At 58.7% G+C, this 25,288-nt stretch carries 27 protein-coding genes and 1 pseudogene; 24 read left to right on the forward strand and 4 right to left on the reverse strand.

Going from position 1 to position 25,288, the window contains the following annotated elements; translation table 11 throughout:
* The first annotated feature begins 4 nt into the window (after positions 1 to 4).
* The 9 genes from BM317_RS06770 to BM317_RS06810 all read left to right on the forward strand — a co-directional run bounded on the left by BM317_RS06770 (position 5) and on the right by BM317_RS06810 (position 7,324).
* Complete coding sequence (locus tag BM317_RS06770) at positions 5 to 535, forward strand: nuclear transport factor 2 family protein (RefSeq protein WP_092169104.1); 531 nt, start codon at positions 5 to 7, stop codon at positions 533 to 535.
* Between the two features lie 94 nt (positions 536 to 629).
* Positions 630 to 1,253, forward strand: a complete 624-nt coding sequence (locus BM317_RS06775; protein WP_092169040.1) for an NIPSNAP family protein — start codon at positions 630 to 632, stop codon at positions 1,251 to 1,253.
* 463 nt (positions 1,254 to 1,716) lie between these two features.
* Positions 1,717 to 2,889, forward strand: a complete 1,173-nt coding sequence (gene iacA, locus BM317_RS06780) for an indole-3-acetate monooxygenase (RefSeq protein ID WP_092473626.1) — start codon at positions 1,717 to 1,719, stop codon at positions 2,887 to 2,889.
* Positions 2,890 to 2,905: 16 nt separating this feature from the next.
* Positions 2,906 to 3,268 carry an IacB protein gene (locus BM317_RS06785; RefSeq protein WP_092473627.1) on the forward strand — a complete coding sequence of 121 codons (363 nt, stop codon included), beginning with the start codon at positions 2,906 to 2,908 and terminating at the stop codon, positions 3,266 to 3,268.
* Between the two features lie 19 nt (positions 3,269 to 3,287).
* The gene (locus BM317_RS06790) at positions 3,288 to 4,562 is read left to right on the forward strand and encodes an aromatic ring-hydroxylating oxygenase subunit alpha (protein WP_092473628.1); all 1,275 of its coding nucleotides are present in this window, start codon (positions 3,288 to 3,290) and stop codon (positions 4,560 to 4,562) included.
* A gap of 14 nt (positions 4,563 to 4,576) precedes the next feature.
* The gene (locus BM317_RS06795; RefSeq protein WP_092473629.1) at positions 4,577 to 5,053 is read left to right on the forward strand and encodes an aromatic-ring-hydroxylating dioxygenase subunit beta; all 477 of its coding nucleotides are present in this window, start codon (positions 4,577 to 4,579) and stop codon (positions 5,051 to 5,053) included.
* Between the two features lie 11 nt (positions 5,054 to 5,064).
* The gene (locus tag BM317_RS06800) at positions 5,065 to 5,805 is read left to right on the forward strand and encodes an SDR family NAD(P)-dependent oxidoreductase (RefSeq protein WP_092169027.1); all 741 of its coding nucleotides are present in this window, start codon (positions 5,065 to 5,067) and stop codon (positions 5,803 to 5,805) included.
* 51 nt (positions 5,806 to 5,856) lie between these two features.
* Positions 5,857 to 6,816, forward strand: coding sequence for a PDR/VanB family oxidoreductase (locus tag BM317_RS06805; RefSeq protein WP_092169024.1), 960 nt, complete (start codon positions 5,857 to 5,859; stop codon positions 6,814 to 6,816).
* Between the two features lie 10 nt (positions 6,817 to 6,826).
* Entirely contained in the window at positions 6,827 to 7,324 is a 498-nt protein-coding gene (locus BM317_RS06810) for a flavin reductase (protein ID WP_092169021.1), read from the forward strand.
* Between the two features lie 162 nt (positions 7,325 to 7,486).
* Here the strand turns inward: BM317_RS06810 and BM317_RS06815 are convergent, their stop codons facing one another.
* Positions 7,487 to 8,362 (reverse strand): LysR family transcriptional regulator, encoded by an 876-nt coding sequence (locus BM317_RS06815; protein ID WP_092473630.1) that lies wholly within the window; start codon positions 8,360 to 8,362, stop codon positions 7,487 to 7,489.
* Positions 8,363 to 8,476: 114 nt separating this feature from the next.
* Here BM317_RS06815 and BM317_RS06820 point away from each other — a divergent pair, with 114 nt between their 5' ends.
* From BM317_RS06820 to catA, 3 genes are read left to right on the forward strand one after another with little or no spacing between them, the layout of a single operon-like run.
* A complete protein-coding gene (locus BM317_RS06820) occupies positions 8,477 to 9,604 on the forward strand; it encodes a muconate cycloisomerase family protein (protein WP_092169015.1) in 1,128 nt (375 codons plus the stop codon).
* 12 nt (positions 9,605 to 9,616) lie between these two features.
* Positions 9,617 to 9,907, forward strand: coding sequence for a muconolactone Delta-isomerase (gene catC / locus BM317_RS06825; protein ID WP_092169012.1), 291 nt, complete (start codon positions 9,617 to 9,619; stop codon positions 9,905 to 9,907).
* A 41-nt stretch (positions 9,908 to 9,948) separates the two neighbouring features.
* Entirely contained in the window at positions 9,949 to 10,878 is a 930-nt protein-coding gene (gene catA, locus BM317_RS06830; protein ID WP_092169009.1) for a catechol 1,2-dioxygenase, read from the forward strand.
* Positions 10,879 to 10,895: 17 nt separating this feature from the next.
* On the opposite strand, the pseudogene BM317_RS06835 reads toward catA, so the two are convergent.
* The 3 genes and pseudogenes from BM317_RS06835 to BM317_RS06840 all read right to left on the reverse strand — a co-directional run.
* Positions 10,896 to 11,321 (reverse strand): annotated as a pseudogene (locus BM317_RS06835) (LysR substrate-binding domain-containing protein); the annotation flags it as partial.
* A gap of 339 nt (positions 11,322 to 11,660) precedes the next feature.
* Positions 11,661 to 12,122: a hypothetical protein gene (locus BM317_RS29930; RefSeq protein ID WP_139197857.1), complete on the reverse strand. Its 462-nt coding sequence runs from the start codon at positions 12,120 to 12,122 to the stop codon at positions 11,661 to 11,663.
* Positions 12,123 to 12,330: 208 nt separating this feature from the next.
* Entirely contained in the window at positions 12,331 to 12,513 is a 183-nt protein-coding gene (locus BM317_RS06840; RefSeq protein ID WP_092169006.1) for a hypothetical protein, read from the reverse strand.
* Positions 12,514 to 13,079: 566 nt separating this feature from the next.
* On the opposite strand from BM317_RS06840, the gene BM317_RS31010 reads away from it, so the two are divergent.
* From BM317_RS31010 to BM317_RS06900, 12 genes are all read left to right on the forward strand, one after another.
* A complete protein-coding gene (locus BM317_RS31010; RefSeq protein WP_256574062.1) occupies positions 13,080 to 13,403 on the forward strand; it encodes a hypothetical protein in 324 nt (107 codons plus the stop codon).
* 417 nt (positions 13,404 to 13,820) lie between these two features.
* Positions 13,821 to 15,074, forward strand: coding sequence for a cyclic di-GMP phosphodiesterase (locus tag BM317_RS06850; RefSeq protein WP_092169003.1), 1,254 nt, complete (start codon positions 13,821 to 13,823; stop codon positions 15,072 to 15,074).
* Between the two features lie 714 nt (positions 15,075 to 15,788).
* Positions 15,789 to 16,502: a methyl-accepting chemotaxis protein gene (locus BM317_RS31015; protein WP_256574077.1), complete on the forward strand. Its 714-nt coding sequence runs from the start codon at positions 15,789 to 15,791 to the stop codon at positions 16,500 to 16,502.
* 11 nt (positions 16,503 to 16,513) lie between these two features.
* Positions 16,514 to 16,882 carry a response regulator gene (locus BM317_RS06860; RefSeq protein WP_013692986.1) on the forward strand — a complete coding sequence of 123 codons (369 nt, stop codon included), beginning with the start codon at positions 16,514 to 16,516 and terminating at the stop codon, positions 16,880 to 16,882.
* A gap of 33 nt (positions 16,883 to 16,915) precedes the next feature.
* A complete protein-coding gene (locus BM317_RS06865) occupies positions 16,916 to 17,230 on the forward strand; it encodes an STAS domain-containing protein (RefSeq protein WP_092473632.1) in 315 nt (104 codons plus the stop codon).
* Between the two features lie 16 nt (positions 17,231 to 17,246).
* A complete protein-coding gene (locus tag BM317_RS06870) occupies positions 17,247 to 19,376 on the forward strand; it encodes a chemotaxis protein CheA (RefSeq protein ID WP_092473635.1) in 2,130 nt (709 codons plus the stop codon).
* A 21-nt stretch (positions 19,377 to 19,397) separates the two neighbouring features.
* Positions 19,398 to 21,785 carry a methyl-accepting chemotaxis protein gene (locus tag BM317_RS06875; protein ID WP_092473637.1) on the forward strand — a complete coding sequence of 796 codons (2,388 nt, stop codon included), beginning with the start codon at positions 19,398 to 19,400 and terminating at the stop codon, positions 21,783 to 21,785.
* A gap of 3 nt (positions 21,786 to 21,788) precedes the next feature.
* A complete protein-coding gene (locus BM317_RS06880) occupies positions 21,789 to 22,301 on the forward strand; it encodes a chemotaxis protein CheW (protein ID WP_060742935.1) in 513 nt (170 codons plus the stop codon).
* 74 nt (positions 22,302 to 22,375) lie between these two features.
* Positions 22,376 to 22,900: a chemotaxis protein CheW gene (locus BM317_RS06885; protein ID WP_092168991.1), complete on the forward strand. Its 525-nt coding sequence runs from the start codon at positions 22,376 to 22,378 to the stop codon at positions 22,898 to 22,900.
* Complete coding sequence (locus tag BM317_RS06890) at positions 22,897 to 23,700, forward strand: CheR family methyltransferase (RefSeq protein WP_060742933.1); 804 nt, start codon at positions 22,897 to 22,899, stop codon at positions 23,698 to 23,700. Before BM317_RS06885 ends, BM317_RS06890 begins: the two co-directional genes overlap by 4 nt.
* Positions 23,693 to 24,211, forward strand: a complete 519-nt coding sequence (locus BM317_RS06895) for a chemotaxis protein CheD (protein ID WP_368665045.1) — start codon at positions 23,693 to 23,695, stop codon at positions 24,209 to 24,211. Before BM317_RS06890 ends, BM317_RS06895 begins: the two co-directional genes overlap by 8 nt.
* Positions 24,211 to 25,287, forward strand: a complete 1,077-nt coding sequence (locus BM317_RS06900; RefSeq protein ID WP_092168988.1) for a protein-glutamate methylesterase/protein-glutamine glutaminase — start codon at positions 24,211 to 24,213, stop codon at positions 25,285 to 25,287. The genes BM317_RS06895 and BM317_RS06900 overlap by 1 nt, the downstream gene beginning before the upstream one ends.
* Position 25,288: the final 1 nt, after the last annotated feature.

The following is a 25,288-nucleotide window of genomic DNA, read 5'->3' on the forward strand; positions in this document are numbered from 1 at the left end:
GAGCATGAGCACTGTGATCCCGCGCGCAGAGTTGGAACAACGCCTGCGCCGCTTAGAAATCCAGGACAGAGTCCGCGCCTGCATGAACCGCTACATGGTGCTATGTGACGCGCTCGACGCTCATACGCCGCTTGACGAGCTGGCTGGTCTGTTCACCCAGGATGCGGTATGGGAGGGCAAGGGCGCCAAGTACGCCAAGAGTTTTGGCGGTTACCGCGGGCGCGAAGCCATTGCGACGATGTTTGCCGGCTACATGAAAACGCCGGCGCACTTTGCCCTCAATGTGCACTTCCTCACGAGCGAACTGATCGAGGTGCAGGACGGTGCCGTCATCGGCAGTTGGGTGATGTTGCAGACGTCCACCTTCGCCAGCGGCGCCTCCCATCTCAATGCGGCACGCCTGACGGTTCGCTTCGCCGAAGAAGAAGGGCAGTGGAGAATGGCGCATTTTCAGACCGAAAACCTCTTCGGCCGCCCGGTGCAGGCGTGGAACAGTGACGCCGAGCTGCCGGTGCCCCAGCCTGCTGCACGGTGACCCGGCGCGCTCACTGACAACCCCCAACCTTTGATTGTCTCGCGACTGCCGATAACGGCGGTCGCGCCCTGCGCATGACCTTCTGGAGACCGCCGTGCAACTGTTCGAACTATTGACCTTTACCCTGCGTGTACGAACGGTGCCTGAAGCTTTGCTACGTCTTGAGCAGAGCTTGCGAGAGGCGGGCGAGGGTGTCCATTTGATGGGCTGCTGGGTGTCGGAAATCGGTTCGCAGAATCGTATCGCAGTCCTGCGTGGGTTCGACGATGGCGAGTTTCGCGAACGCGAGCGCGAACGGTATCTGCTAGCGGTCGATGGCTTTGGGATTGGCGCATTTCTGTTGGGCCAGCAAGTCGATGATTACAGCGCCTTTGCCTTTATCGAACCGTTGCCGCCCGGGGTTCATGGCCCGTTCTACGAGTTGCGCGAATACAACCTCGTACCCAGTGGGCTAGCCCCAACGCTGCAGGGTTGGGGCAAGGCCGTAGCGCGTCGCACCGGGGCGGCTTATTCCCAGGTGTATGCCGCGTTCTATGCCACCAGCGGGCAGATTCCGCGCTACCTGCACATCTGGCCCTACAGCTCGCTGGAACAGCGCCTTGAAGTGCGTACCCGCTGCGTAGCCGACGGCGCCTGGCCACCGGAAAACTCCGCGCCGCAGCTCTTGCAGATGCACTCCACGGTCTACCTGCCGGCGCCGTTCTCGCCGTTGCGCTGAAGGCATCTGTGGCTTGCCTGCATATCCAGTGTAGGAGCGGGCTTGCCCGCGATAGCGGAGAGTGAGTCGCTTTCGAGCTCACTAAAAAAACCATATAAAAATGTTTTATATGGTTGATGGTTTTTTCAGCAGATAAAAAATTAAATATATATAAAAAACAATGAGATATTTTTGTTTTGTGGTTTGTTTTTGTCATTTTATACGTGATTTGTGGTGTTTTTAAATGTGATAAATCAATTGACAATTCATGTAAATTGACTCAGATTCGCCCCAACGGCACCCACAAAAACAAAGGTAACCACCATGCCGATTCATCCCGCTCGCTCTGCCCGCGCAGTCGTCCTTCAGGCCCAAGGCCCGTCAACTGCGTCAGCACCGCTCATTCGATCTGCCCGCTTTTCCATCCAAGCGCGGCTCTGACTTTCAGCTCAGCCCATACCGTTCCTGTCGACGGAGTAAATCTATGCATTCGCTAAAAAAACCAGCGGTAGATGTTGCGAGTTCGCTTGCCAGTGGCCCCAGTTTTGATGTGTTGCTTGACGAGGTGCGTGAGCGTGCCCGTGCTGGTGAATTCGACCGTCAGCGCTACATCTCGCAGGATGTGATCAACGCCTTCAAGCAACACGGCATTTACCGGGCGCTGGTGCCCAAGCGCTTTGGTGGCCTTGAGCGTTCGCCTGCGGAGTTCTGTCAGGTGATCGAGCGCATTTCCCAGGCCGACGGTTCCGCCGGCTGGGTTGCCAGTTTCGGCATGAGCCCGGTCTACCTGGCGGCACTGCCGCTCGAGAGCATCGCCAAGGTGTATGCCGACGGTCCCGATCTGGTGTTCGCCGGGGGCATCTTTCCGCCGCAACCGGCTGAAGTAGTCGATGGCGGCTTTGTGGTCAGCGGTCGCTGGAAGTACTCCAGCGGCTCACTGGGCGCGGACATCGTCGGTGTCGGCATCGCCCCGAAAAACGGAGATACCTTCGGCCTGCCGCGTATCGCGGTGATGCCGCGCAGTGAGATCCGCATCGAAGAAACCTGGGACACCGTCGGTTTGCTCGGCACCGGTAGCCATGATCTGGTGGCCGAAAATGTACGGGTCGCCGAAGAGTGGACCTTCGTGCGCGGCGGCCTGCCGAACCTGGACGAGCCGTTCTTCCGCTACCCATCGCTGTCATTCGCCACCCAGGTGCTTTCGGTGGTCGGCCTGGGCGTGGCCCGCGCGGCACTCGATGCCCTGGCCGATATGGCCAGCGGACGTGTCTCGGTCACCGGGGCCCCGGCGATTGCCGATCGGCCCCTGGCCCAGGTCGACATCGCCCGGGCGGAAGCCGGATTGCGGGCCGCGCGGGCATTCTTCTACGAGTCCATCGACCGCGCCTGGGACCACGTACTGGCCGGCGATGCAGTGCCCGCGGCCGCGATCAACCTGCTGCGCCTCTCATCGACCCATGCCACCCGAGTAGCCGCGGATGTGGCGCGGACCGCGCAGATGCTCTCGGGCATGAGCGGCGTGTACAACGACAGCCCACTGGCGCGCTGCGTCAACGATGCACAGGTGGTGACCCAGCACGCATTCATGGGCGATATCACCTACCAGAACGCCGGAGCCATGTTCTTCGGCAAACAGCCTCTGCCTGGCTATCTCTAACCGTCGAGAAAGAAAAATGAGCGATAAAAAGACGTTGCGCGTGCTGTTCTGCATGGGCATCAACCAGAATTTTTTCGATGCCCCGCGCGATGAACAATTGCAGGTGTGGGCGGCGTTCAGCGCTATGTGGAACGGCATTCACGATCTCGCCGGGGTCAAGGTGCTGGGCAACATGGATGACGACCAGAGCATGGTCGGGCCGTCCGATGGCTTCCCGTGGACTACCTACCTGCTGGCCGACGTGCCGGACATCGAGACCGTGCATGCTGCGTGCAACCTGTTTCGCAGCACTCCGGTGGGCGATGGTCCTTACAAGCTCTGGCGCTACGCCAAGGTTGAAGCCCGGGTTGGGCGCGAGCTGATCATTCAGCGTACTTGATGCCGACGAGGACACTCCCATGACCAAGCTGATTCCCGCTGTAAACCTGGCCGTTGATCCCGCCAATCTGGTGCAGGCCGACCGCGTCCACACGTCGATGTACACCGACGGGCAACTGTTCGACGCCGAGCTGGAGAAGATTTTCTACAGCACCTGGATCTGGGTGGCCCACGCCAGCGAGATCCCCGATAACGGCAGCTACAAGACCACCTACATCGGCAAGCAGCCGGTGATTGTGGTGCGTGATCGCAAGAAAGACGTGCACGTACTGCTCAACCGTTGCCGCCATCGTGGCGCCACCGTGTGCGAACACAAAAAAGGCAAGACCAACAGTTTTGTTTGCCCATACCACGGCTGGGGCTACGCGTTGGACGGCTCGCTGCGCGGCATTCCGCACCCGGAAAGCTATGGCGACTGCATCGACAAGGCCGAGCTGCCGTTGGTCAGCCTGCGTACTGAAAGCTACGCCGGCATGATCTTCGCCACCTTCAAGGACGACATCGAGCCGTTGGAGGATTACCTCGGCGCGGCGAAGAAATGGATGGATCTGTTCATGAAGCAGGGGGCCGGCTATGGCATCAAGGTTCCGGGCGAACATCGTTTCCGCTTCCCCGGTAACTGGAAGATCCAGCTGGAAAACACTACCGATGCCTACCACTTCCCGTTGGTGCACAAGAGTTTCCTGTCGTCGGTAGATGAGCAAACGATGGAACTCTTCGACTTCGTCAAGGGCCCTGGCTACGTCGAGGACCTAGGCAACGGCCACAGCGTGATGGTGATGATTCCTGACCTGATCGACCTCGAAGCTGACCTGGACAAGCCGATCCCCGAGCGCTTCGAGGAGTTGGCGGCCGAACTGCGCGACGAAGGCATCGAGGAGCAACAGGTGCGCCGCATTGTACGCGCGGTGGGCGGTACTGGCTTCAACCTCAATCTGTTTCCCAATGTTGCGTGCTCGATGGCGTTCTTCCGGGTGCTGCAACCGATCTCAGTGACCGAGACCGAAATCCACCATTCGGTGATCACCATGGACGGCGGTCCGGCCGTGGCCAACCGTTATCGCCTGCGCTTGCATGAGCACTTCCAGGGACCGATGGGCTTCGGCACCCCGGATGATTCCGAGGCCTGGGAGCGCGTGCAGAAGGGCGCCAGCGCCGGTGAAGATCTGTGGATCATGCTCAACCGGGGCCTGCCTGGCGAGCAGGCGAGTGAAGACGGGTTGGTATCCGATGTGAGTGCCGAAACCGGCATGCGCGCCGGTTACCAGCAGTGGAAGAAGATGATGTCGGCCTGACCGTGGAGAACCTTATGGATCTGCAATTACTGCAAGAAGTGACCGCTTTCATCTGGCAGGAAGGCGACATGCTCGACCACGGTGAATACGACAGCTGGTTGAGGATGTGGACCGAAAAAGGCACCTACATCATTCCCATCGACCCCAGGGAAACCGACTTTGAGAACACCCTCAATTACGCCTACGACGATCATCATATGCGTGAGCTGCGAGTACAGCGTCTGATCGGTGGCGAGTCGATCTCCACCAGTCCGCAACCACGCACTGTGCGCATGCAGTCGCGCTTCCGGGTGATGCGCGATGACGGCCATTACGTCACCGTGCGCTGTGCGCAGAGCGTGCGTGAGTTCCGCAAGGAAAGCCTGAAGTTCTACAGCGCTGACTTGACCTACGACCTGATCCGTTGTGAGCGCGGTTTCAAGATCCACCGCAAAGTGATCAGCCTGATCAACAGTGACGATGCCCTCGCCGGCATCGGCTACATCCTTTAAGGAGCGCCGACATGAGCCAGATCGCATTGGTAACGGGGGCAGGGCAGGGCCTGGGGCAGCATTTCTGTGCCAGCCTGCTGCGGGCGGGGTATTCGGTGGTGATCACCGACATCAAGCTTGAGGCCGCCCAAGCTTGCGCCAGTCAGTTGGACCCCGATGGTGAGCGCACTCTCGCGCTGCAACTGGACGCAGGCTGCAAGACCGATTTCGAAAACGGTTTGGCCCAGGTGCTGGAGCGATTCGGCGCGCTGCACGTGGTGATCAATAACGCCGCGGTGACCAAGACTACGCCGCTGATGCAGATCAGCCCCGAGGAGTTCGACGCCGTGGTGGGCCTGAATCTGCGCAGCGTGTTCTTGGGTTGCCAGGTATTGGGCGCGTACATGGCGGAAACCGGCTATGGGCGCATCATCAACATGGCGTCCTTGGCTGGGCAGAACGGCGGCACTGCAACCGGCGCGCATTACGCCGCGAGCAAGGGCGGCATCGTGACGCTGACCAAAATCTTCGCCAAGGAATTTGCCGCACGTGGGGTTACGGTGAACGCCATTGCTCCAGGGCCGATCGATTCGGCGGCGGTGCGCGCGGCGATACCGCCGGAGCGCCTGTCGGGGCTGCTGGCGAATATCCCCGTGCAGCGCTTGGGTGATGCGGATTTTCTGGCTGATCTGATTGTACAACTGGCGCGGCCCGAGGCCTATTTCACCACCGGGGCGACCTGGGACGTGAATGGTGGCCTGTTCATGCGCTGACTATTACCGAGCCGCCACGGCGGCCTTTACGAATTCCATGGAATAACGGCCATGATTGAAGAACTGTTGGACGTAGTCGTGTGCAAGCGCGAGTTGCAAGGGGACGGCGTGGTCGTCCTCGACCTGATCCGTCGCGACGGCGCGCCGCTGCCGGTGTTCGATGCCGGAGCGCACGTCGATCTCCATATCGGCTCGGGGCTGGTGCGACAGTACTCGCTGTGCGGCAACCCGGCCGACACGCGTATGTACCGCCTCGGCGTACTCAAGGACCCGGCCTCGCGCGGCGGTTCGGTGGGGGTGCATGAATACCTGCTCGAAGGTCGTCAGTTGCAGATCAGCGCACCGCGCAATCTGTTCCCACTGGCCGCCGATGCGTGTCGTTCGCTGCTGCTGGGCGGCGGTATCGGTATCACGCCGATGATCGCCATGGCCTACAGCCTGCACGCGGCAGGCAAGGCCTTCGAACTGCATTACTGCGGGCGTGAGCGAGGTCGCAGTGCGTTTCTCGCTGAGCTGGCCGGCGCGCCGTTTGCGGCGAATGTATTCACTCATTTCGACAACGAAAGCGTCGAACAGCGGCTCGACCTGGACAAGGTGCTGGGCCGGGGCGAGGCGGGTGTGCATCTGTATACCTGCGGTCCCGCCGGTTTCATGGACTGGGTGATTCAGGGGGCACGTGATCGGGGCTATACCGAGGCGCATATCCACAAGGAGTATTTCCAGGTGGAGGTGGACAGCTCCGGCGGCAGTTTTGAAGTGGTTGCCGCGCGCAGTGGCAAGACCGTGCAGGTGGCCGAAGGGCAGAGCATTCTCGCCGCGCTGGCACAGGCGGGGATCAAGATCGAGATTTCCTGCGAGCAGGGTGTGTGTGGGACCTGCCTGTGCGATGTGCTCGAAGGCGAACCGGACCATCGCGATGTGTACCTCACCGACGATGAGAAGGCCGGCAACGACCAAATCCTGGTGTGCTGCTCACGCGCAAAATCCAAAAAACTCGTGCTGGATATCTGAGGATTCGACCATGGTAGATGTAAGCAATTTTCGCAATGCAATGGCCATGCTCGGTGGCGCCGTGTCGGTCATCACCACCGATGGCGTGGCGGGCCGGTTCGGTTTCACCGCCTCGGCGGTATGCAGCGTGACCGATTCGCCGCCCACATTGTTGGTGTGCATGAACCGCTCTTCCCATTCCAACGAGCATTTCAAGCGTAACGGCGCAGTGTGCGTGAACACCCTGTGCGGCGATCATCAGCAACTCTCCGGCGCTTTTGCCGACCGCACGCTGACGATGGATGAACGCTTCGCCGTCACAGAATGGACCACCCTGGAAAGTGGTGCGCCGGTGATGCTTGATGCGTTGGTGAATTTCGACTGCCGCATCGTGCAGGTCCACGAGGTGGGCTCCCACAGTATTTTTTATTGCGAGATCCAGACCATTCGCCAGAGCGGCGCGGACGAGGGACTGGTGTACTTCAATCGGGCCTACCATCGTCTGGGCGAAGCATCGAAGGCTTGCTGAGTCTCACGGCGTGTGCAGCCTGGACGGGTGGCTGCTTCTTTGGTGTATCGGCGGCCAGCTCGCTCAGCGTGCTGGCGGGCGGATTCCGAGGGCCCGTTTTGAGTTGGGTGATAGGGCCGGTGTGGAATCGTCTGGCGCAACTATTTTGTCGGCTACACGAATTCAGATCAATTCCTCCACCAATTGCAAACAATGACTGAGCCCCGGTGACTTATCATTTACCCTTCGGCTGAGAATAATCGGCGAGGTCGCAGTGGCTTCCACAACTGGCGTGTAGCCGATGTCCGCGCGATGCAACACTTGCACGGAGGCCGGCACCAGCGTCACGCCCATTCCAGCGCCGACGAGGCCGATGGCGGTCTGCAACTCATTGGTCCACTGCGCGACCTTGAGGCTCAGGCCGTGGGCGTCGAACAACGCGATCACATGGTCGGCATAACTGGGGCGTGGGTTGCCGGGGTACAGCACAAACGGCTCGGCGGCGAGTTGGGCGAGGGTTGCGGGCGCAGCGAGCAACGGATGAGCGGCGGGCAGCACCGCCACCAGCCGATCCTCCACCAGTACGCGCTGGACGATCACGGGGTCGTCGATGCGAATGCGACCGAAGCCCACATCGATGCGCCCGGCCTTCAACGCCTGGACCTGCTGCAAGGTAGTCATCTCCGACAGGCCCAATTCCAGTTCCAGCGCCTCATGGGTTCGCAGCCGTCGTATCAGCTCCGGCAGCACGCCATACAAGGTCGATGGGGCGAAGCCGATGCCCAGCCAGGTTTTTTCGCCCTGACCAATGCGTCGCGTGCTGTCGCAGACCTTGGTCAGTTGTTCGAGCAACACATTGGTGTGTTCATAGAAAAACCGCCCGGCTTCGGTCAGGCGCAGCGGCCGGCCACGTTCCAGCAGCATCACCCCCAGTTCCTCTTCCAATTGCTGGATCTGTCGGCTCAATGGCGGCTGGGCGATGTGCAGGCGTTCGGCGGCGCGGGTGAAGTTGAGGGTTTCGCCCAGCACCTGAAAATAACGCAGATGACGCAGTTCCATGATGGCTCCATTCATACCTACAGAGTATTTATCAAGACTAATTCTATATTGGAAGCCGGGAAATGTGCGGCGCAGAATCAGCTGAAACCCATAAAGAACCCAACGGGTATTATCATGCCGATTTGCGCCATCGAGTCGATCGAGACGATTATCGTCGACCTCCCCACTATCCGCCCGCACAAACTGGCGATGCACACCATGCAAAACCAGACGCTGGTGATCATCCGCGTACGCTGCGCCGACGGTATCGAAGGTATCGGCGAGTCCACCACCATTGGCGGCCTGAGCTACGGCAACGAAAGCCCCGATAGCATCAAGATCAATATCGACTGCCATTTTGCGCCGCTGTTGATCGGTCAGGACGCCAGCAATATCAACGCCGCCATGTTGCGTCTGGAGCGCAGTATCCGCGGCAATACCTTTGCCAAGTCCGGTGTCGAAAGCGCTTTGCTCGATGCGCTGGGCAAACGCCTGAATCTTCCTGTGAGCGAACTCCTCGGCGGCCGTGTGCGTGACGCCTTGCCGGTGGCCTGGACCCTGGCCAGTGGCAACACCGAGCAAGACATCGCCGAAGCCGAGAAGATGCTCGACCTGCGCCGCCACCGCATCTTCAAGTTGAAGATCGGTGCCGGTGAAGTCAGCCGCGACCTGAGCCATGTGATCGCGATCAAAAAGGCGTTGGGTGAGCGCGCCAGTGTCCGCGTTGACGTCAATCAGGCCTGGGATGAGGCCGTGGCGCTGCGAGCGTGCAAGGTACTGGGTGACAACGGTATCGACCTGATCGAGCAACCGATCGCACGCAACAACCGTGCTGGTATGGCGCGGCTGAACCTGTCGAGCCCGGCGCCAATCATGGCGGATGAATCCATCGAATGTGTCGAGGATGCTTTCAACCTGGCGCGCGAAGGTGCCGCATCGGTGTTTGCTCTCAAGATTGCCAAGAATGGCGGCCCGCGAGCGGTATTGCGCACGGCGGCGATCGCCGAAGCAGCCGGTATCGCTTTGTACGGCGGCACCATGCTTGAAGGTGGCATCGGCACCCTGGCCTCCGCCCATGCATTCCTCACCCTGAACAAGCTGGCCTGGGACACCGAACTGTTCGGCCCGCTGTTGCTCACCGAAGATATTCTCAGCGAGCCGCTGGTGTATCGCGATTTCCAACTGCATGTCTCCACCGCTCCGGGCCTTGGCCTGGCTATTGATGAAGAGCGCCTGGCGTTCTTTCGTCGCGACAAACAATAAGAGGCGCCTGCCATGTTGTTTCACGTAAAAATGACCGTGAACCTGCCCTTTGACATGAACCCCGAACGTGCCGCCAGCCTCAAGGCCGAAGAAAAAGCCTTGGCGCAACGGTTGCAGCAAGAGGGCAAATGGCGCCACCTGTGGCGCATCGCCGGGCACTATTCCAACTACAGCGTGTTCGATGTCGATAGCGCTCAGGATCTACATGACTTGCTGATGCAACTGCCGCTTTTTCCCTACATGGCCATCGAAGTGGACGCCCTGTGTCGGCATCCGTCGTCGATCCATGAGAACGACAGCTAAGCCTGCTTTCTAACTAATAACGACAAGATGAGGAGTACACCATGCCCGTTCGAATTTCCCAGACTGCCCACGCCCAGCATTTTCTCGAAGAAGTCAGCGGCAATCTCAACGACGGTGGTAACCCGCGCACCAAGGCGTTGATCTACCGGATCTTGCGCGACACCGTGAACATTATCGAAGACCTGGGCGTAACCCCGGAAGAGTTCTGGAAGGCCGTCAACTACCTGAACGAGTTGGGCAAGAACCAGGAGGCTGGCTTGCTCGTCGCCGGCCTGGGCCTTGAGCATTACCTGGATATGCTGATGGACGCCGCCGACGAAGAAGCGGGCAAGACCGGCGGCACGCCGCGCACCATCGAAGGTCCGTTGTACGTGGCCGGTGCGCCGTTGTCCAAGTACGAAGCACGCCTGGATGATGGCTTGGACCCTGCGGTACCGCTGTTCATGCGCGGCCAGGTGCGCGATACCGATGGTAAACCCGTTGCGGGGGCGATCGTCGACGTGTGGCAAGCCAATACCGCCGGTACCTATTCCTGGTTCGATAAAACGCAATCGGAGTTCAACCTGCGTCGGCGCATCGAGACCGATGTCCAGGGCAACTACCGCTTTCGCAGCATTGTACCGTCGGGATATGGCTGCCCGCCGACTGGACCGACCCAGCAGTTGCTCGACCAATTGGGGCGCCACGGGCAACGGCCAGCGCATATTCACTTTTTCATTTCGGCACCGGGTTATCGACACCTGACTACACAAATCAATCTGTCGGGCGACCCGCATCTGTACGATGACTTTGCCTATGCGACGCGCGATGAGTTGATTGCACAGATCCGCTTCAGTGACGATCAGCAACTGGCGCGGGAGTTTGGTGTGGAGGGGAGCTTTGCGCAGATTGATTTTGACTTTGAACTGCAGGTGGCCGCTGCACCGGTAGAGCAGCAACGCATGCAGCGCGTTCGCGCACTCCAGGATTGAACGCGATAAACAAATGGGTGCACGAGCTTGTTCGCAATAGCGGTGGTCAATTCAGGCATAGCTTCAAGGTATCCCGCTGAGGCGCAGAGAATACGTGGGTTCTCCAGCAGACGAATGCCGATCAACCGTGAGTCCGGCGGCTCGCCCATGCACCCGCCGCTATCGAATTGATCGTCCAGCATGCTCAGTGGCTGGCTGGTCAGCTGGAGAGAAATCTCAAGTTCCGGGTGCAGCCGGGCAAAGCTCGATACCACGGGGGCGAGGTGCTGCCGCCTGAAACCCAGCGTGCCATTGATCCGCAACCGGCCTTGCAAGGTGGGCTGACGGCTGCTGAGCGCGCTCTCCAGTTCTTCGAGCTGGCGCAGAATCGGGCGACCTCCCTCCAGGTACAGCACCCCTTCGGGGGACAGCGACAATCGGCGTGTGGTTATCGGCGTATCCATTGATGTCGACGATCATGATCCCAGGGGCGCTATAGGTAGTGGTCATATATCCATACTCCTAAACCATTCAGAAGCGTTGACTCTAACCTGGATCCTTAGTTCGCCAGGCCCTTGGAAACTGGAGCAGCGGATTGCTGTCGTTCGAGCTGTGTAACGTAGACTCCACCTACGTCGAGCGTCTCCTCTATATTGCAATTATCCTGTCTGGGCCGGCTGAGAGAACCCTGAATCCAGTATGAGGGTGAATGAATATCAAGGTGTCGACACTTTGATTGAACTTGCGGCGGGGATTGGCGATGGCTAGATGATTAGCGCAGTTTCAGAGCTTGCTTAATATTTTTAATTGATGCCCATGTAATGAAGCGCTCCAGTGTTTCCTAGTCCTGATCCAAATATTCCACAGTTCCCCTTTACCTCGTAATAATCTATTACGCTACTTTTGTTATTAACCCAGAACGCTACAGTGCAGCGCTCCTGAATATGGTTTGTTTGAATCTGCTGGACATTGACCAGTTGTCCGGATGAAGTGTCCATGTTTGAGCCTACAACTGTTTGCTGGTCGTAACTGGTTCCGTATCTGTCGAACACGTATATTTTTTGTCCATATAACTCATGACTTGAACTTACTGAGTGCTCTGTCAAAGTCAAAGAGGGTTTGCCAAATTTTTTATATGCTTCCTGGATGTTTTTTCCCATAAGTTCACTTGCAGCGGAACGCTCAGGTGCGATCGTAGAGCACCCTGTTAATGAAAGTGCAAACGCAGAGAGAAGTGTGAGTAATGGTGTTTTATAAAAAAGCATACAGTCATTCCTTCAGGGTTGGGGTTTTCAAGAGTGTGGACTTAATTGCGTTGCGTTGTTTTAGAATGAGTGCTTGTTAATCAGAAAGCTAAAAGGTGGATGCTTATAATCTTGCTGGGGCGTTGCATTATTTTGCAACGCCCCAGTTATTGGATGGTTAAAGGGTTTATTGTATGTGCCTTCACAGTGCAAAAAATCCCTGAGTAGATCAACCCTCGCCCCCACCCCCACAGGCAATCAGCTCGATAAGCCCCATTTGATACCACTTATTCTGGCAACTCCAGCCGTGCTCAAAGGTAAAGGCACTTGCGGTGCCGCTAAATGCGAGCCCCACTGAAAGGGCGAGCGCCGCTCCAATGGTCCAACGTGCTTTCTTCATTTTGTTTTTCATGGAAACTCCCTTTATTACTCGTCGCCGTACGGTGTAAACCGGTGAAGGGGCCGCGGTTGGCAAATCAGCCGCCATTCCTGTGGCAGGGCTGCCACTTTTAGCTAAGTGCATCTGAATAAGACAGCAGAGAAGTGGCAAGGGCAGAACACTATTGAATCAGCGAAGCACACTCCTCAGGTCCATTTGATGCTGAAGAGTCATCTATATCAATAGTGCAAGTGACCTATTCGCTCGCCGCAAGACAGAGGAGCGCAAGATAATGAATGGCACGTCTTGGTTTTCTTCGGGTGACCATCTTCCTGAGTGGCCCTCAGCAATAGAGCGCAGAGCCACTGCGCGACCAGCATCGCGAGCATGGCTGTGTGGAACACCTTCTGAGACATGGGAACCGCCTGCCTAACCACCTGGCAAAATTAATGAACAATTTCCGCGCTCAGATATCGATTCTGTAACTGAACATTTTCCGTCCATGCATCCGGCCCCAAGCTTCGCAGGGGGCGGAGAACCACCCGGTTATCGCTTCGAAAATCAAGGCCGCGCGCAAGCATCGGGGACAAAAGCTACCGGTGGTCGATCCGCGCAAACATGAAATGGCGGAGCGCGCCGACCTGTTCCGGCAGATCAGATCGAGCACGGACATCGTCTGGGCCAGCGCAATGTCACGCTACCTGTTCGACCATGGCATGGCGGACACGGCGTTTCTGCTCAACGTCATTCAGAACCTGTCGATCCTCGCGATGGCGCTTTCGCGCGTCCCGCCCGATGAGTTCTACCGGTTGGTCTTCGCGCTGAAAGATGCCGGCGCTGCGGTCAGTCAATGGACCGCGCCGGACAACGACGATGTCGCGCCAGGCGTGGGAGGCGCCTACCGTTTGTTGCATGACGAATAGCTTTGGCGCGCGCTGGGCTGATTGCCAGCGTGGGAGGCATCATACTCATCGGTTTCGCTGTTCTGGTGTCAGTGACACTGGCTTACAACATCTGGGGATTTTGGGTCTTTCGCGGTAAGGTCAAGGCCGAACCTGCGCATGAATAGCCAGGTTTTCCTGCCGCGCAAAGCAAAAATAAAATAGCTCACTCTGTTGGAAACCATGTCCGTTGAACGGAGCGCTGTAGGGAAATTCCTACGCCATCATCCTAAATCCCTAAGCCTAAATAGGACTGCTCTGATTCTATGCTTAATGGCTCATGGCTATTATTCAAAGGCCGGAGTGGCATCCTGAAACCAATCCAAGACATACCGCACTTGGTGATTGCGTTCGGACAATTCAGGGAAGTCGGTTGGGGTTAGAAAGGGGATCTGCATCGTGCTGAAACATATCGGCGTGACCGATCTTTGCGTAGGAATGTATGTCCAGGAGCTATCTGGTTCCTGTGTAGAACGTCCGTTCTGGAACAAGAGCTTCCTGATCCAGAATGAAGAAGTGCTGGAAAAAATCCTTGTTTCAGGCATCGCCGGTGCATGGATCGACCCTTCAAAGGGGGCGGATGTGCCGGCTTCTGCGCCTGATGAAAGCCTTGTGCAGGCGGATCGGGGTGGACGGCAACCTCCTTGTGCGTCTGACCAATCTTGCGCGCAAGCCGCCGGCCCCCATCCCCGGGTGTCGATGAGTGAAGAGTTGTCGAGGGCGCTCAAGCTTTGCTCCAGGTCCAAGGCTGCGGTCATGGAGATGTTCGGCGATTTGCGAATGGGGCGTATCGTTGAGCTCGATCGCGTCACGGACATGGTGGGTGAAATATCCGACTCGCTGCTACGTCATCCTGACGCACTGCTCAGTCTGGTGCGCCTCAAGAACGCCGATGAATATACCTACATGCATTCCGTCGCGGTCTGTGGGTTGATGATTGGTTTGGCTCGTCAACTGGATCTACCACCGCCGCTGGTGGAAGAGGCCGGGTTGGCCGGCTTGCTGCATGACGTGGGCAAGATGACGATACCCACGGCCATCCTGGCTAAACCATTAGCCTTGAATGACAACGAATATACGACGATGCGCACCCACCCTGAGGCGGGAGCCAGGATGCTGTCCGACAGCAGGCATTTCACGGCCCGGGTGCTGGACGTTTGTCTGCATCACCATGAGAAGGTGGACGGCACTGGCTATCCCCATAAGTTGTGCGGAACCCAAATCAGCCTATTCGCGCGCATGGCTGCTGTGTGCGATGTGTATGACGCCGTGACGTCCGACCGACCTTATCGAGATCGCTGGTGCCCCGCCGAATCCATTCGAAAAATGGCCGGATGGACTGGGCATTTCGATCAGAAAGTCTTTCACGCCTTCGTCAAATGCATTGGTATCTATCCGGTGGGCGCGTTGGTGCGCCTGCAAAGCGGCAGGTTGGCGGTGGTCATGGAGCAGCACGCCGAATGTTTGCTCACGCCCACCGTGAAGGTTTTCTTCTCGGCGTCGAGTCGCACGCCACTTCCGCCCGAAAGCGTTGATCTGGCCTGCGGGCAGGACAGGATTGTCAGCTTCGAGTCGGAGAAAACCTGGGGTTTCAAGAACCTTGAAGTGCTCTGGGCCGGCAAGGTGCAAGGCAGCGAGGCGCATTTCGGGTAGCGCGGTGCGAGCCTGAGTTTTCGTACCAGCGCTTGTCGCTGGTTTTTTTTTGCGTCTTGGGGGCTGTCAGCGGGGCGTAGGAATTCTCCTACAGCGCAGCCGCAATCCTTAGCTGCAAATCAGGATGCTCCGATAGTTTCGCTGCCACTACTTGGCCATTATCTCTTCAGGCCAACAAAACCGGGCATCCCAAGGGTGGATGCTCTTGCGCAGATCCCGCCGGATCCGCACTGAACTGGAGAGATGAAGGTGAAAGGACAGGTAATTTCCTCCCCCCTGATCTTGATGCTGCTGCCTGCGGGTTTGACGGGAGCGCTCGGTTGCGCCGCGATTCTGATCAACGCGGACTTCACCCTGCGCAGTGCAGTCAGTTGCGCTTTTGTCCTGCTGGGCTCGCTGTTCATGGGCATGTGGAGCAAGCGTTTAGTGAGCCGCCGTTTGCACGCCCGGCAAGACGATCAGCCAGGTCACCTCCCGCTGGCCGTTTCACCCGATGAAGGGCTGGGCGAAGTGTGCGCGCAGGTACTGCCGATCTGGAGCCACCAGATCGAAGCGGCGCGCATCCTCAGCGAGGAATCGATCCTCAAGCTGAGCAACCGCTTCGCGACGTTGTCGGGGGACATCAGTGCTTCTGCTTCCCACGGCGCAGGCCAGAGTTCAGGAGCTCGGTTGCTGGAAATCCTTGAAGTTGGCCAGCGGGACCTGGATTCGATCATGGTTGCCCTGCGCGACGCGCTTTTGCGCAAGGAGTCGGAGCTCAAGGAGGTCTTGCTCCTTTCCGACTTCACTTCGCAGTTGCAGGAAATGGCCAAGTTCGTCGGTGATATCGCCCAACAGACCAATTTGCTGGCGCTCAACGCTGCCATTGAAGCGGCGCGGGCAGGGGATGCCGGGCGCGGCTTCGCGGTGGTGGCGGATGAAGTGCGCAAGCTGTCCAGCTTATCCGGGGAGACGGGGCAGAAAATCAGTGAAACGGTGAACACTGTCAATGCTGCCATCTCCCGCACCGTCGAGCTTTCCCGGCATCAGGCGCAGCAGGATTCGCAAACCCTGGCTCAGTCAGAGCAACTGGTGTCCCAGGTGATCGAGCACTTCCGGCACAACGCCCAGGCCATCGTCGATACCAGCAGCAGTCTCCAGCAGCAAAGCGAAAACGTTGCCATTGAGATATCGGGGGTACTGGTCGCCCTGCAGTTCCAGGATCGGGTGGGCCAGATGCTTTCCCTGGTCAACAACGATCTTTGCAAGCTGCATGCGCATATCGCCGAACGCCAGCAACTGGCCCTCGCCGGCGGTACACCTGGCCCGATTATCGCTGATACCTGGCTTGAGCAATTGGCAAGCACCTACACGATGCCTGAACAGCACGCGATCCATCACGGTAAGCCTGTGGTGAGCAGTCCTTCATCCGAGATCACTTTTTTCTAGGGAGTTTCCCCATGAGCAAAACCATCCTGATTGTCGATGACTCTGCTTCCATTCGCCAAGTGGTGAGCATCACCTTGAAGGGCGCCGGATACGAGGTCATTGAAGGTGTCGACGGCCGCGATGCCCTCACCAAACTGGACGGACGCAAGATCCACCTGATTGTCAGTGACGTGAACATGCCGAACATGGATGGCCTGAGCTTCATCAAGGCAGCCAAACAGCTGCCGGCCTACAAGTTCACGCCCGTGATCATGCTGACCACCGAAACCGGTGAGGCCATGAAACAACAGGGCCAGGCCGTCGGTGCCAAGGCCTGGATGGTCAAGCCCTTCCAGCCGGCTCAGATGCTGGGCGCCGTCTCCAAACTGATCATGCCGTAGCACTGCCCAGAGTTCCTGGAAAAGGAGGTTGTCATGACAAACACCACGGCTTGTCTGCGTCGGATTCTGGTTCTCGAAGGGCCGCTGACCATTTACACCGCCGCTGAACGCAAAGACCTGTTGGTGGAGCTGTTTCCCTTGGCTCAGGAAGTCGAAATGGATCTGGGGGGCGTGGACGAAATGGATACCGCCGGGCTCCAGTTGCTGGTGCTGATCAAGCAGGAATCACTGCGCCACGGCTCCAGTCTGTTGCTGAGCAATCCCAGCACAGCGGTGCTCGATGCACTGGATATGAGTGGGCTGCACAGCTTTTTCGACGAGTCGACGACCCGTCGGCAGAGAGGTTGAAACCATGAGTTCGCCCATGAATCTGGACGACGTGCTACAGACGTTCATCGCCGAAAGCCAAGAGCTCTTGCTTCTGATGGAAGACGCGCTGTTGCAGATCGAACAGGCGCCGGACGATGTGGACACCATCAACGCGCTGTTTCGCGTCGCCCACACCATCAAAGGTTCCGCCGGCCTGTTTGGCTTCACGCCGATCGTAGCCTTTACCCACGTGGCTGAAAGCGTACTGGATCGCGTCCGTGGACATGAACTGCGGGTGGACGAGTCGCTGAGTGCCTTGTTCCTGGAAGTGCGGGACCACCTGTGCACGCTGATTGAATTGCTGGCCAGCCACGGTGACTTGCAAGGCATGACCGCAGAGCATGAGCGGCAGGGCGCGGCGTTGGTCGAGCGTCTCAACCGTTACCTGGAAAACCGTCACGAACCGGAGCTGTCCCAGGTACCGATCGAGCCGCCGCAATCGGCTTGTGCCGCGCGTTGGCATCTGTCCCTTCGCCTGTGTCCGGACGTCCTGCGTAACGGTATGGATCCGCTTTCGTTGCTGCGCTACCTCAACAGTTTCGGCCAAATCAGTGCAGTCGTATGCATGACCGATGGCATGCCGGATATCGCGACGATGGATCCGGAAGCGTGTTACCTGGGGTTTGAACTGGGGTTTGTCAGCGATGCCGGCCAGGCCACCATTGAAGGGGCCTTCGACTTTGTTCGCGAGGGCAGCCAGATCTGCGTGTTGCCGTGCAACGGCGACTTGACGGGTTTCCGGGCGTTGATCGGCCGTCTCGAAGCTGAGCCCGATGCCATGGTAGAGGCCTTTGTCGCCTGTGGTTCCGTGACCCGTGAGGCATGGCTGGCCGGTTCGTCTTCTGACGAGTCGACGACTGTTGCGATTGCCCCGGTGGTGCCAGACCAGGCGATGCGCGATGACGTGACCAAGAGCCGGGGGGCAAAAGAGGCCCGTCCGGCCGAAGGTAATCTGATTCGGGTCGACGCCGGCAAACTGGATCAACTGATCAATCTGGTGGGCGAGCTGATCATCGCCGGTGCTGGCGCCAATCTGGGGGCCATCCAAAGCGGCATCGGCGAGCTGATTGAAGCGACAAGTTCGCTCTCGCGTCTTGTCGAGGAAGTGCGCGACTGTGCCCTGACCCTGCGAATGGTGCAGATTGGCGGCACATTCAACCGCTTCCAGCGGGTGGTGCGCGATGTATCCAAGGAGTTGGGCAAGGACATCGTCTTGCAAGTACTTGGCGCCGAGACCGAGCTGGACAAGACGGTGGTCGAGCGCATCGGCGATCCCCTGACCCACCTGGTGCGCAACGCCATGGATCACGGCATAGAAGCCTCCCAACTGCGTCGTGAACGTGGCAAGCCGGAGCAGGGCACGGTTCGCCTCAATGCTTATCACGAGGCCAACAGCATCGTCATTGAAGTCAGTGACGACGGTGGTGGCCTGAACAAGCAACGCATCCTGGCCAAGGCGATGGAGCGCGGCCTGGTTGCCGAAGGGCAACAGTTGGCCGACGGCGACATTCTCAACCTGATTTTCGAACCCGGCTTTTCCACGGCCGATCAGGTCAGCAACTTGTCCGGGCGCGGCGTGGGAATGGATGTCGTCAAACGGAACATCGTTGCCCTGCGCGGCTCGGTCAATCTGGAAAGCGAGGAGGGCGTGGGCACCACGGTGCGTATCCGCCTGCCGCTGACCCTGGCCATCATCGATGGTTTTCTGATCGGGGTCGGCAATGCCTCCTATGTCGTGCCTCTGGACCTGGTCGAGGAGTGCATCGAACTGTCGACCGACGACTACGGCAATCAAGAATTCCTAGACCTGCGGGGCTCGGTGCTTCCAGTCCTGCGCCTGCGCGAGATGTTCGCCATCGATGAGCCTAACCATGGCCGTGAAAACATCGTGGTGGTGCATTACGCGGGGATGCGGGTGGGCCTGGTCGTCGATCAATTGCTGGGTGAGTTCCAGACGGTGATCAAGCCGCTGGGCAAGATTTTCGGTACAGCTCATGGACTGGGCGGCTTCACCATCCTGGGGAACGGAGCAGTCGCGTTGATCCTGGATATTCCCAAACTACTCGGGCAAGTCGTCAGCCGACAGAAGCACGGTACGACCCTCAGCCCTGAATTGACTCAATAGTTTTCCCTGGAGTACAGCATCATGACCGTCAAAAAAAATATCTCGCTGCTGGTCGCCTCTGCTCTGTTGGGCATCCTGGTCCTAGTCAGTCTCAGTCTTTATCTGATGGGTGGGGTCAGGAGCACCGCCAGCTATGCGCAAGTCAATACCGTGCCCAGCCTGCAGTTGCTGGATCATGTGGCCCTGGCCCTTGCAGATAGCCACAGCCGCCAATGGCAGAGCCTGTCCGGACCTGCCAGTTCCCAGCAAAGTGACAAGGAGTCGGTACTCCAGGCACTCGATCGCTACCAGAAAGAGTTCGTCTCCGACGATCGTGATGCGACGCTGCTCAGCGCCTTGCGCAGCACAGTCAACGAATACAACCGGGGTGTGGAGCGTTTCGACAACGCCCTGCGCAATGCAGCCCCTGAAGCCCGCACTGTGCTGCTCGACCTGGACGTGACACGTGAAAAGGTTACTTCGGCCTTGAGTGATATCCGCCAGCACAACCTGGACCTGGGACGAAAAAACGCAGCGATCGCGGCATCGACCGAACAGACGGCGATCTACAGCATTGCCTTGGTCGGTGGCGCCACCTTGCTGGTGATCGGCTTGATCGGTTTCTTCCTGGTACGCCGGCTGCTGCACACCTTGGGCGGCGAGCCCGACGATGTACGCCTGCTGGCGGAGCGGTTCGTGGCCGGGCAGTTGGACGTGCAAGGCAGTAGCAATGGCCTTGAACGTACCGGACTGATGGGTTCCATGGACCGCCTGAGCGGGACCTTGAATCAGTTGATCAGCGATATGACCCAGATGTCCGCGGAGCACGACAAAGGCGACATCGACGTGCAGATCGATGCGGCACGCTTCGCTGGCAGTTATGGGCTGATGGCGCAAGGTATCAACGACATGGTTGCCGGGCATATCAACGTCAAGAAGCAAGCGATGGCCTGCATCAAGTCGATCAGCGAGGGCGATCTGCAGGCGCCTCTGCAAGCGTTCCCCGGCAAGAAGGCGTTCATTAACGTCACCATCGAGCATCTGCGCAGCACCATCATGGCGTTGATCGAAGAGATGCGTCACATGTCGGAGGAGCATGAGAAAGGTGACATCGATGTGCATATCGACGTACAGCGATTCCAAGGCTCGTACCGTCAGATCGCCCAAGGCATCAACGACATGGTCGATGGCCACATCAGCGTGAAAAAACAGGCCATGGCTTGCATACGTTCTTTCGGTGAAGGCGACCTGTCGGCGCCCCTGGCCCAGTTCCCCGGCAAAAAAGCCTTTATCAACGACAACATCGAACAACTGCGCCGCAACATCCAGGCGCTGATCGAAGACACCCAGATGCTCAGCGAGAATGCGGTGGTCGGCCGGCTCGATACCCGTGCGGACAGTACTCGCCATCAAGGGGATTTCCGCCGCATCGTGGCGGGGATCAATAGCACGCTGGACTCGATCGTCGCGCCGCTCAGCGAGGCGATGGAGGTCATGGTGGCCCTGTCCGGTGGTGACCTGACCCGCAGCGTCAAAGGTGATTACCAGGGCAGCCTGCAAGACCTGAAGAACGCGGTCAACGAAACGGTGAGCAAACTCTCGCAGATCATCGGCGAGGTTCGCAGTTCCGCCGATTCGCTCTCCAGTGCCTCGGAAGAGATCTCCGCCACGGCCCAGAGCATCAGCCAATCGGCTTCGGTACAGGCGGCGTCGGTTGAAGAGACGTCGGCGTCGATGGAGCAAATGTCGGCGTCGATCTCTCAGAATACCGAGAACGCCAAGGTGACCGATGGCATGGCCGGCAAGGCGAGCAAGGAAGCGAGCGAGGGTGGGCAGGCCGTCAAGGACACCGTCTCGGCCATGAAAACCATCGCGGAGAAGATTGGGATCGTCGACTCGATTGCCTATCAGACGAATCTGTTGGCGCTCAACGCGGCCATCGAAGCGGCCCGTGCCGGTGAACATGGCAAGGGCTTTGCGGTCGTCGCCGCTGAGGTGCGCAAACTTGCTGAACGTAGCCAGGTCGCGGCGCAGGAAATCGGCCAGGTGGCCAAAAGCAGTGTTGCCCTGGCTGAACGGGCCGGCAACCTGCTGGATGAAATCGTGCCCTCGATCACCAAGACTTCCGATTTGGTCCAGGAGATCGCCGCTGCATCTGAAGAGCAGTCCATCGGTTCCGAGCAGATCAATACCGCCATGTCGCAGATGAGTCAGATCACTCAGCAAAACGCCTCGGCTTCCGAGGAACTGGCCGCCACCGCCGAGGAAATGAGCAGCCAGGCCGAACAGTTGCAGGAGTTGATGGGCTTTTTCACCCTGCAGGGTCGGGTGGCGGTGTCTGCCGTTCCTCGGGCCGCTTCTTCCAGCCTGGGCGGCATGCAAAGCAGTGAGCATGCCCAGGAAGGCGGTTTCATTCGCTTCGGGAGTTGAGCCATGGACGCTGCAGTCGTGAGTCATTTCGAGTATGCGCCGCAGAGCCCTTGCGACAGCGAGTTCCTGCAATTCCTGACATTCGTGTCCGCCAGGGAGGTCTATGCAATCGATACCTTGTGTGTGCGCGAGATCATCGAATACGGCCAGGTGACAAGCGTACCGATGATGCCGGATTTTATCCGCGGGGTAATCAACCTCCGCGGTTCGGTGGTCCCGGTGATCGATCTGCAGGCGCGCTTTGGCAAGGGCACCACGCAGCAAGGCAACAGGACCTGCATCGTTATCCTGGAGTTGATCCAGGAAGGCGAACCCCACGTGCTGGGCATTGTCGTCGACTCGGTGAGCGAGGTGATCGAAATCGAGCTGGCCGACATCAAGGCCGCGCCAGCGATCGGGAACCGGATCCGTGAAGACTTCATTCGAGGGATGGTCAAGATACGAGGGGCGTTCCTGACGGTGCTTCAGCTCGACCAGGTGCTGTGTGTCCGTGAGATCGCCAGCCAGTTGCATTGAGTCGTCGCGCCCACGCGTGCGTACGTTGTCTTGAGAGGGGGCCGCCGCCTGTGGTGGGTCCCGAGGAGTGAAACATGTCCATATCCGCGTCGCGTTCGCCGGCCCCAGGGACGGCAGCCCCACAGTACCTGACCTTCAGCGTGGGTCAGGAGATGTTTGCGGTAGGTACCCTGTGCGTCCGGGAGATTGTCGAATACGGCCCGATTACCCCGTTGCCGATGGCGCCGCCAAAGGTTCGCGGCATCACCAACCTGCGCGGTGCGGCCATTCCAGTGCTGGATCTCGGATTGTGTTTTGGCGGTGCCCAGACTTTGGAAAACCCACGCACCTGCATCGTCATGCTGGAAGTCCACGGCAGCGGTGGCACAGGCCTGGTGGGCATCATCGTGGACGCCGTCAGCGAGGTGCTGGAGATACCGGCCGAGCAGATCGAGCCGGCACCGGCACTCCAGGGGCGCCTTAGCCCTGAATTCGTGGTGGGGATTGGCAAGCTCAGTGACCGTTTCGTCTTGTTGCTGGACATCGAGCACATGCTCGGAAGCGATGACTGGCCGGTGCTGTTTCCTTCGAACATCAACGAGGACGGGTTGCAAGCATGAATGCCGTTCTCTCCGACAACGAGTTCCAGCAGTTCCGGTCAATGATTCATGAAATTGCCGGGATCAGCTTATCCGTCGCCAAGAAACAGCTGGTCAGTGGCCGCTTGGCCAAGCGTCTGCAGTTTTTCAACTTGACCACCTATGGCAGCTATTACCGTTTGCTGATGAAGGATCGGGCCGAGTTGCAAATGGCGGTGGACTTGCTGACCACCAACGAAACCTACTTTTTCCGCGAACCCAAGCATTTCGAGTTTCTGCGCGACGTGATTCTTCCCGGGCTTCGTGGCAATGGCCCAGTGCGTATCTGGAGTGGTGCCTGCTCCACGGGAGAGGAACCCTACACCCTGGCCATGGTGCTGGCCGACAGCCTGGGCACCCGGCCATGGGAGATCCTCGCTTCCGATATCAGTAGCCGGGTGCTGGAAAAAGCCCAGGGCGGACGCTACCCACTGGATGGTATCCGCGGTATTCCCGAGGCGCTGTTGAACAAGTACTGCCTGAAGGGCGTGGGTTGCAACAACGGTATTTTCATGGTCGACCGCGCGTTGGCGTCACGGATCACATTCACTTCGATCAACTTGAACAATGCGCTGCCTTCGGTGGGGCAGTTCGATGTGATTTTCCTGCGCAACGTGATGATCTATTTCGATAACCAGACCAAGTCCGAGGTGGTGAAGCGCTTGAGCAAACACCTGAGGCCGGGTGGCTATTTCATCGTGAGCCATTCGGAAAGCCTGAATGGCATCAGCGATGAATTGCAGGTGGTCAAGCCCTCGATCTATCGTAAACCGGATGCTTGAGATGGCTCGGGTGGTCGAGTATTTCCTGCAGCCCGGCGAGGTGGCGTTCGGAGGGCGCCAGATGCGCTTATGTACGGTACTGGGTTCCTGCGTTGCCCTGGTGTTCTGGCATCCGCAACGCTTGTTGGGCGGCATGTGTCATTTCATGTTGCCTCGTCGGGGAGGGCACGGCGCGGGACACCTGAACGGTCGTTATGCGACGGATGCGTTGATGCTGCTGTTCGAGTGCATTCGTCAAGCGGGTGCCCGGCCCGAGCAGTTCGAGGTGAGCCTTTTTGGCGGGGCTGACATGTTTCCCGGGGTGGAGCGCGGTGACGCTATCGGGATTGGCCAACAGAACGTCAACGCCGCCAGGCGCCTGATCCAGGACCATGGGTTGCAATGCCGGGTGTATCACGTAGGTGGCCGGGGGTATCGCCACTTGGTGTTCGATGTGAGCACCGGACGCCTTCAGCTCAATCATGCCGACTCGGTACGCAAAGTATTCGAATCGCCCAAGAGTAATGTCTGATGACGGATATCAAGGTCTTGATCGTGGATGATTCCGCCGTGGTGCGCCAGGTGCTGAGTGCAGTTCTGAACCAGGCCAGCGGGATCCAGGTGATCGATGTTGCCATAGATCCGGTATACGCCATGGAGAAGATGAGCAGGCAATGGCCTGACGTCATCGTGTTGGATGTCGAAATGCCCCGAATGGACGGCATCACCTTCCTGAAAAAGCTGATGGCGCAAAAGCCTACGCCGGTGGTGATTTGTTCGACGCTGACAGAGAAGGGCGCCAAGACCACCTTGCAGGCGTTGGCAGCCGGTGCAGTGAGTATCGTCACTAAGCCACAGTCCAACCTGCGGCAGTTCCTGACTGAAAGTGCGGATGAACTGGTCCAGGCCGTCAGGGCGGCGGCGAAGGCCAACATGCGGTGCGTAGCGGGCGCCCGGGCGCCTGTCGATGTACCGCCCCGGCTCAATGCCGACGCGATCCTGGCCCCTGCGTCCATGGCCATGGCTCGCACGACTGAAAGCATCGTTGCCATAGGCACTTCCACCGGGGGCACCCAGGCCCTTGAACAGGTCCTACAAGGGTTGTCGCGGGTATGTCCAGGCATTGTCGTCGTGCAGCACATGCCGGAGAAGTTTACCGCCGCCTTCGCCGAGCGCCTCAATCACGTTTGCGAGATCGAGGTTCGCGAGGCGGTACAGGGTGATCGCATCATTCCCGGGCGTGCGCTGATTGCACCGGGAGGCACTCACATGCTGGTCAAGCGCAGTGGCGCCCAATACCAGGTGGATATTGTGCAGGGACCTCCTGTCAGCCGACATCGACCCTCGGTGGATGTACTGTTCCGTTCGGTCGCACGCAGCGCCGGCAGCAATGCCTTGGGCATCATCATGACGGGCATGGGGGATGATGGCGCTCGGGGCCTCAAGGAGATGCGTGATGCCGGCGCCAGGACCTTGGGGCAGGATGAAGAGTCGTGCGTGGTGTATGGAATGCCGCGCGAGGCGTTCAAGCTGGGCGCGGTCGAGCGCGAGCTGCCACTGGAGCAGATCGCTTCCGCCATCCTTGGCGTTCGCGGCCATCAGCCCTGAG

This window comes from Pseudomonas sp. NFACC24-1, from assembly GCF_900115235.1.
In the GTDB taxonomy this organism is placed as follows: domain Bacteria; phylum Pseudomonadota; class Gammaproteobacteria; order Pseudomonadales; family Pseudomonadaceae; genus Aquipseudomonas; species Aquipseudomonas fluorescens_AA.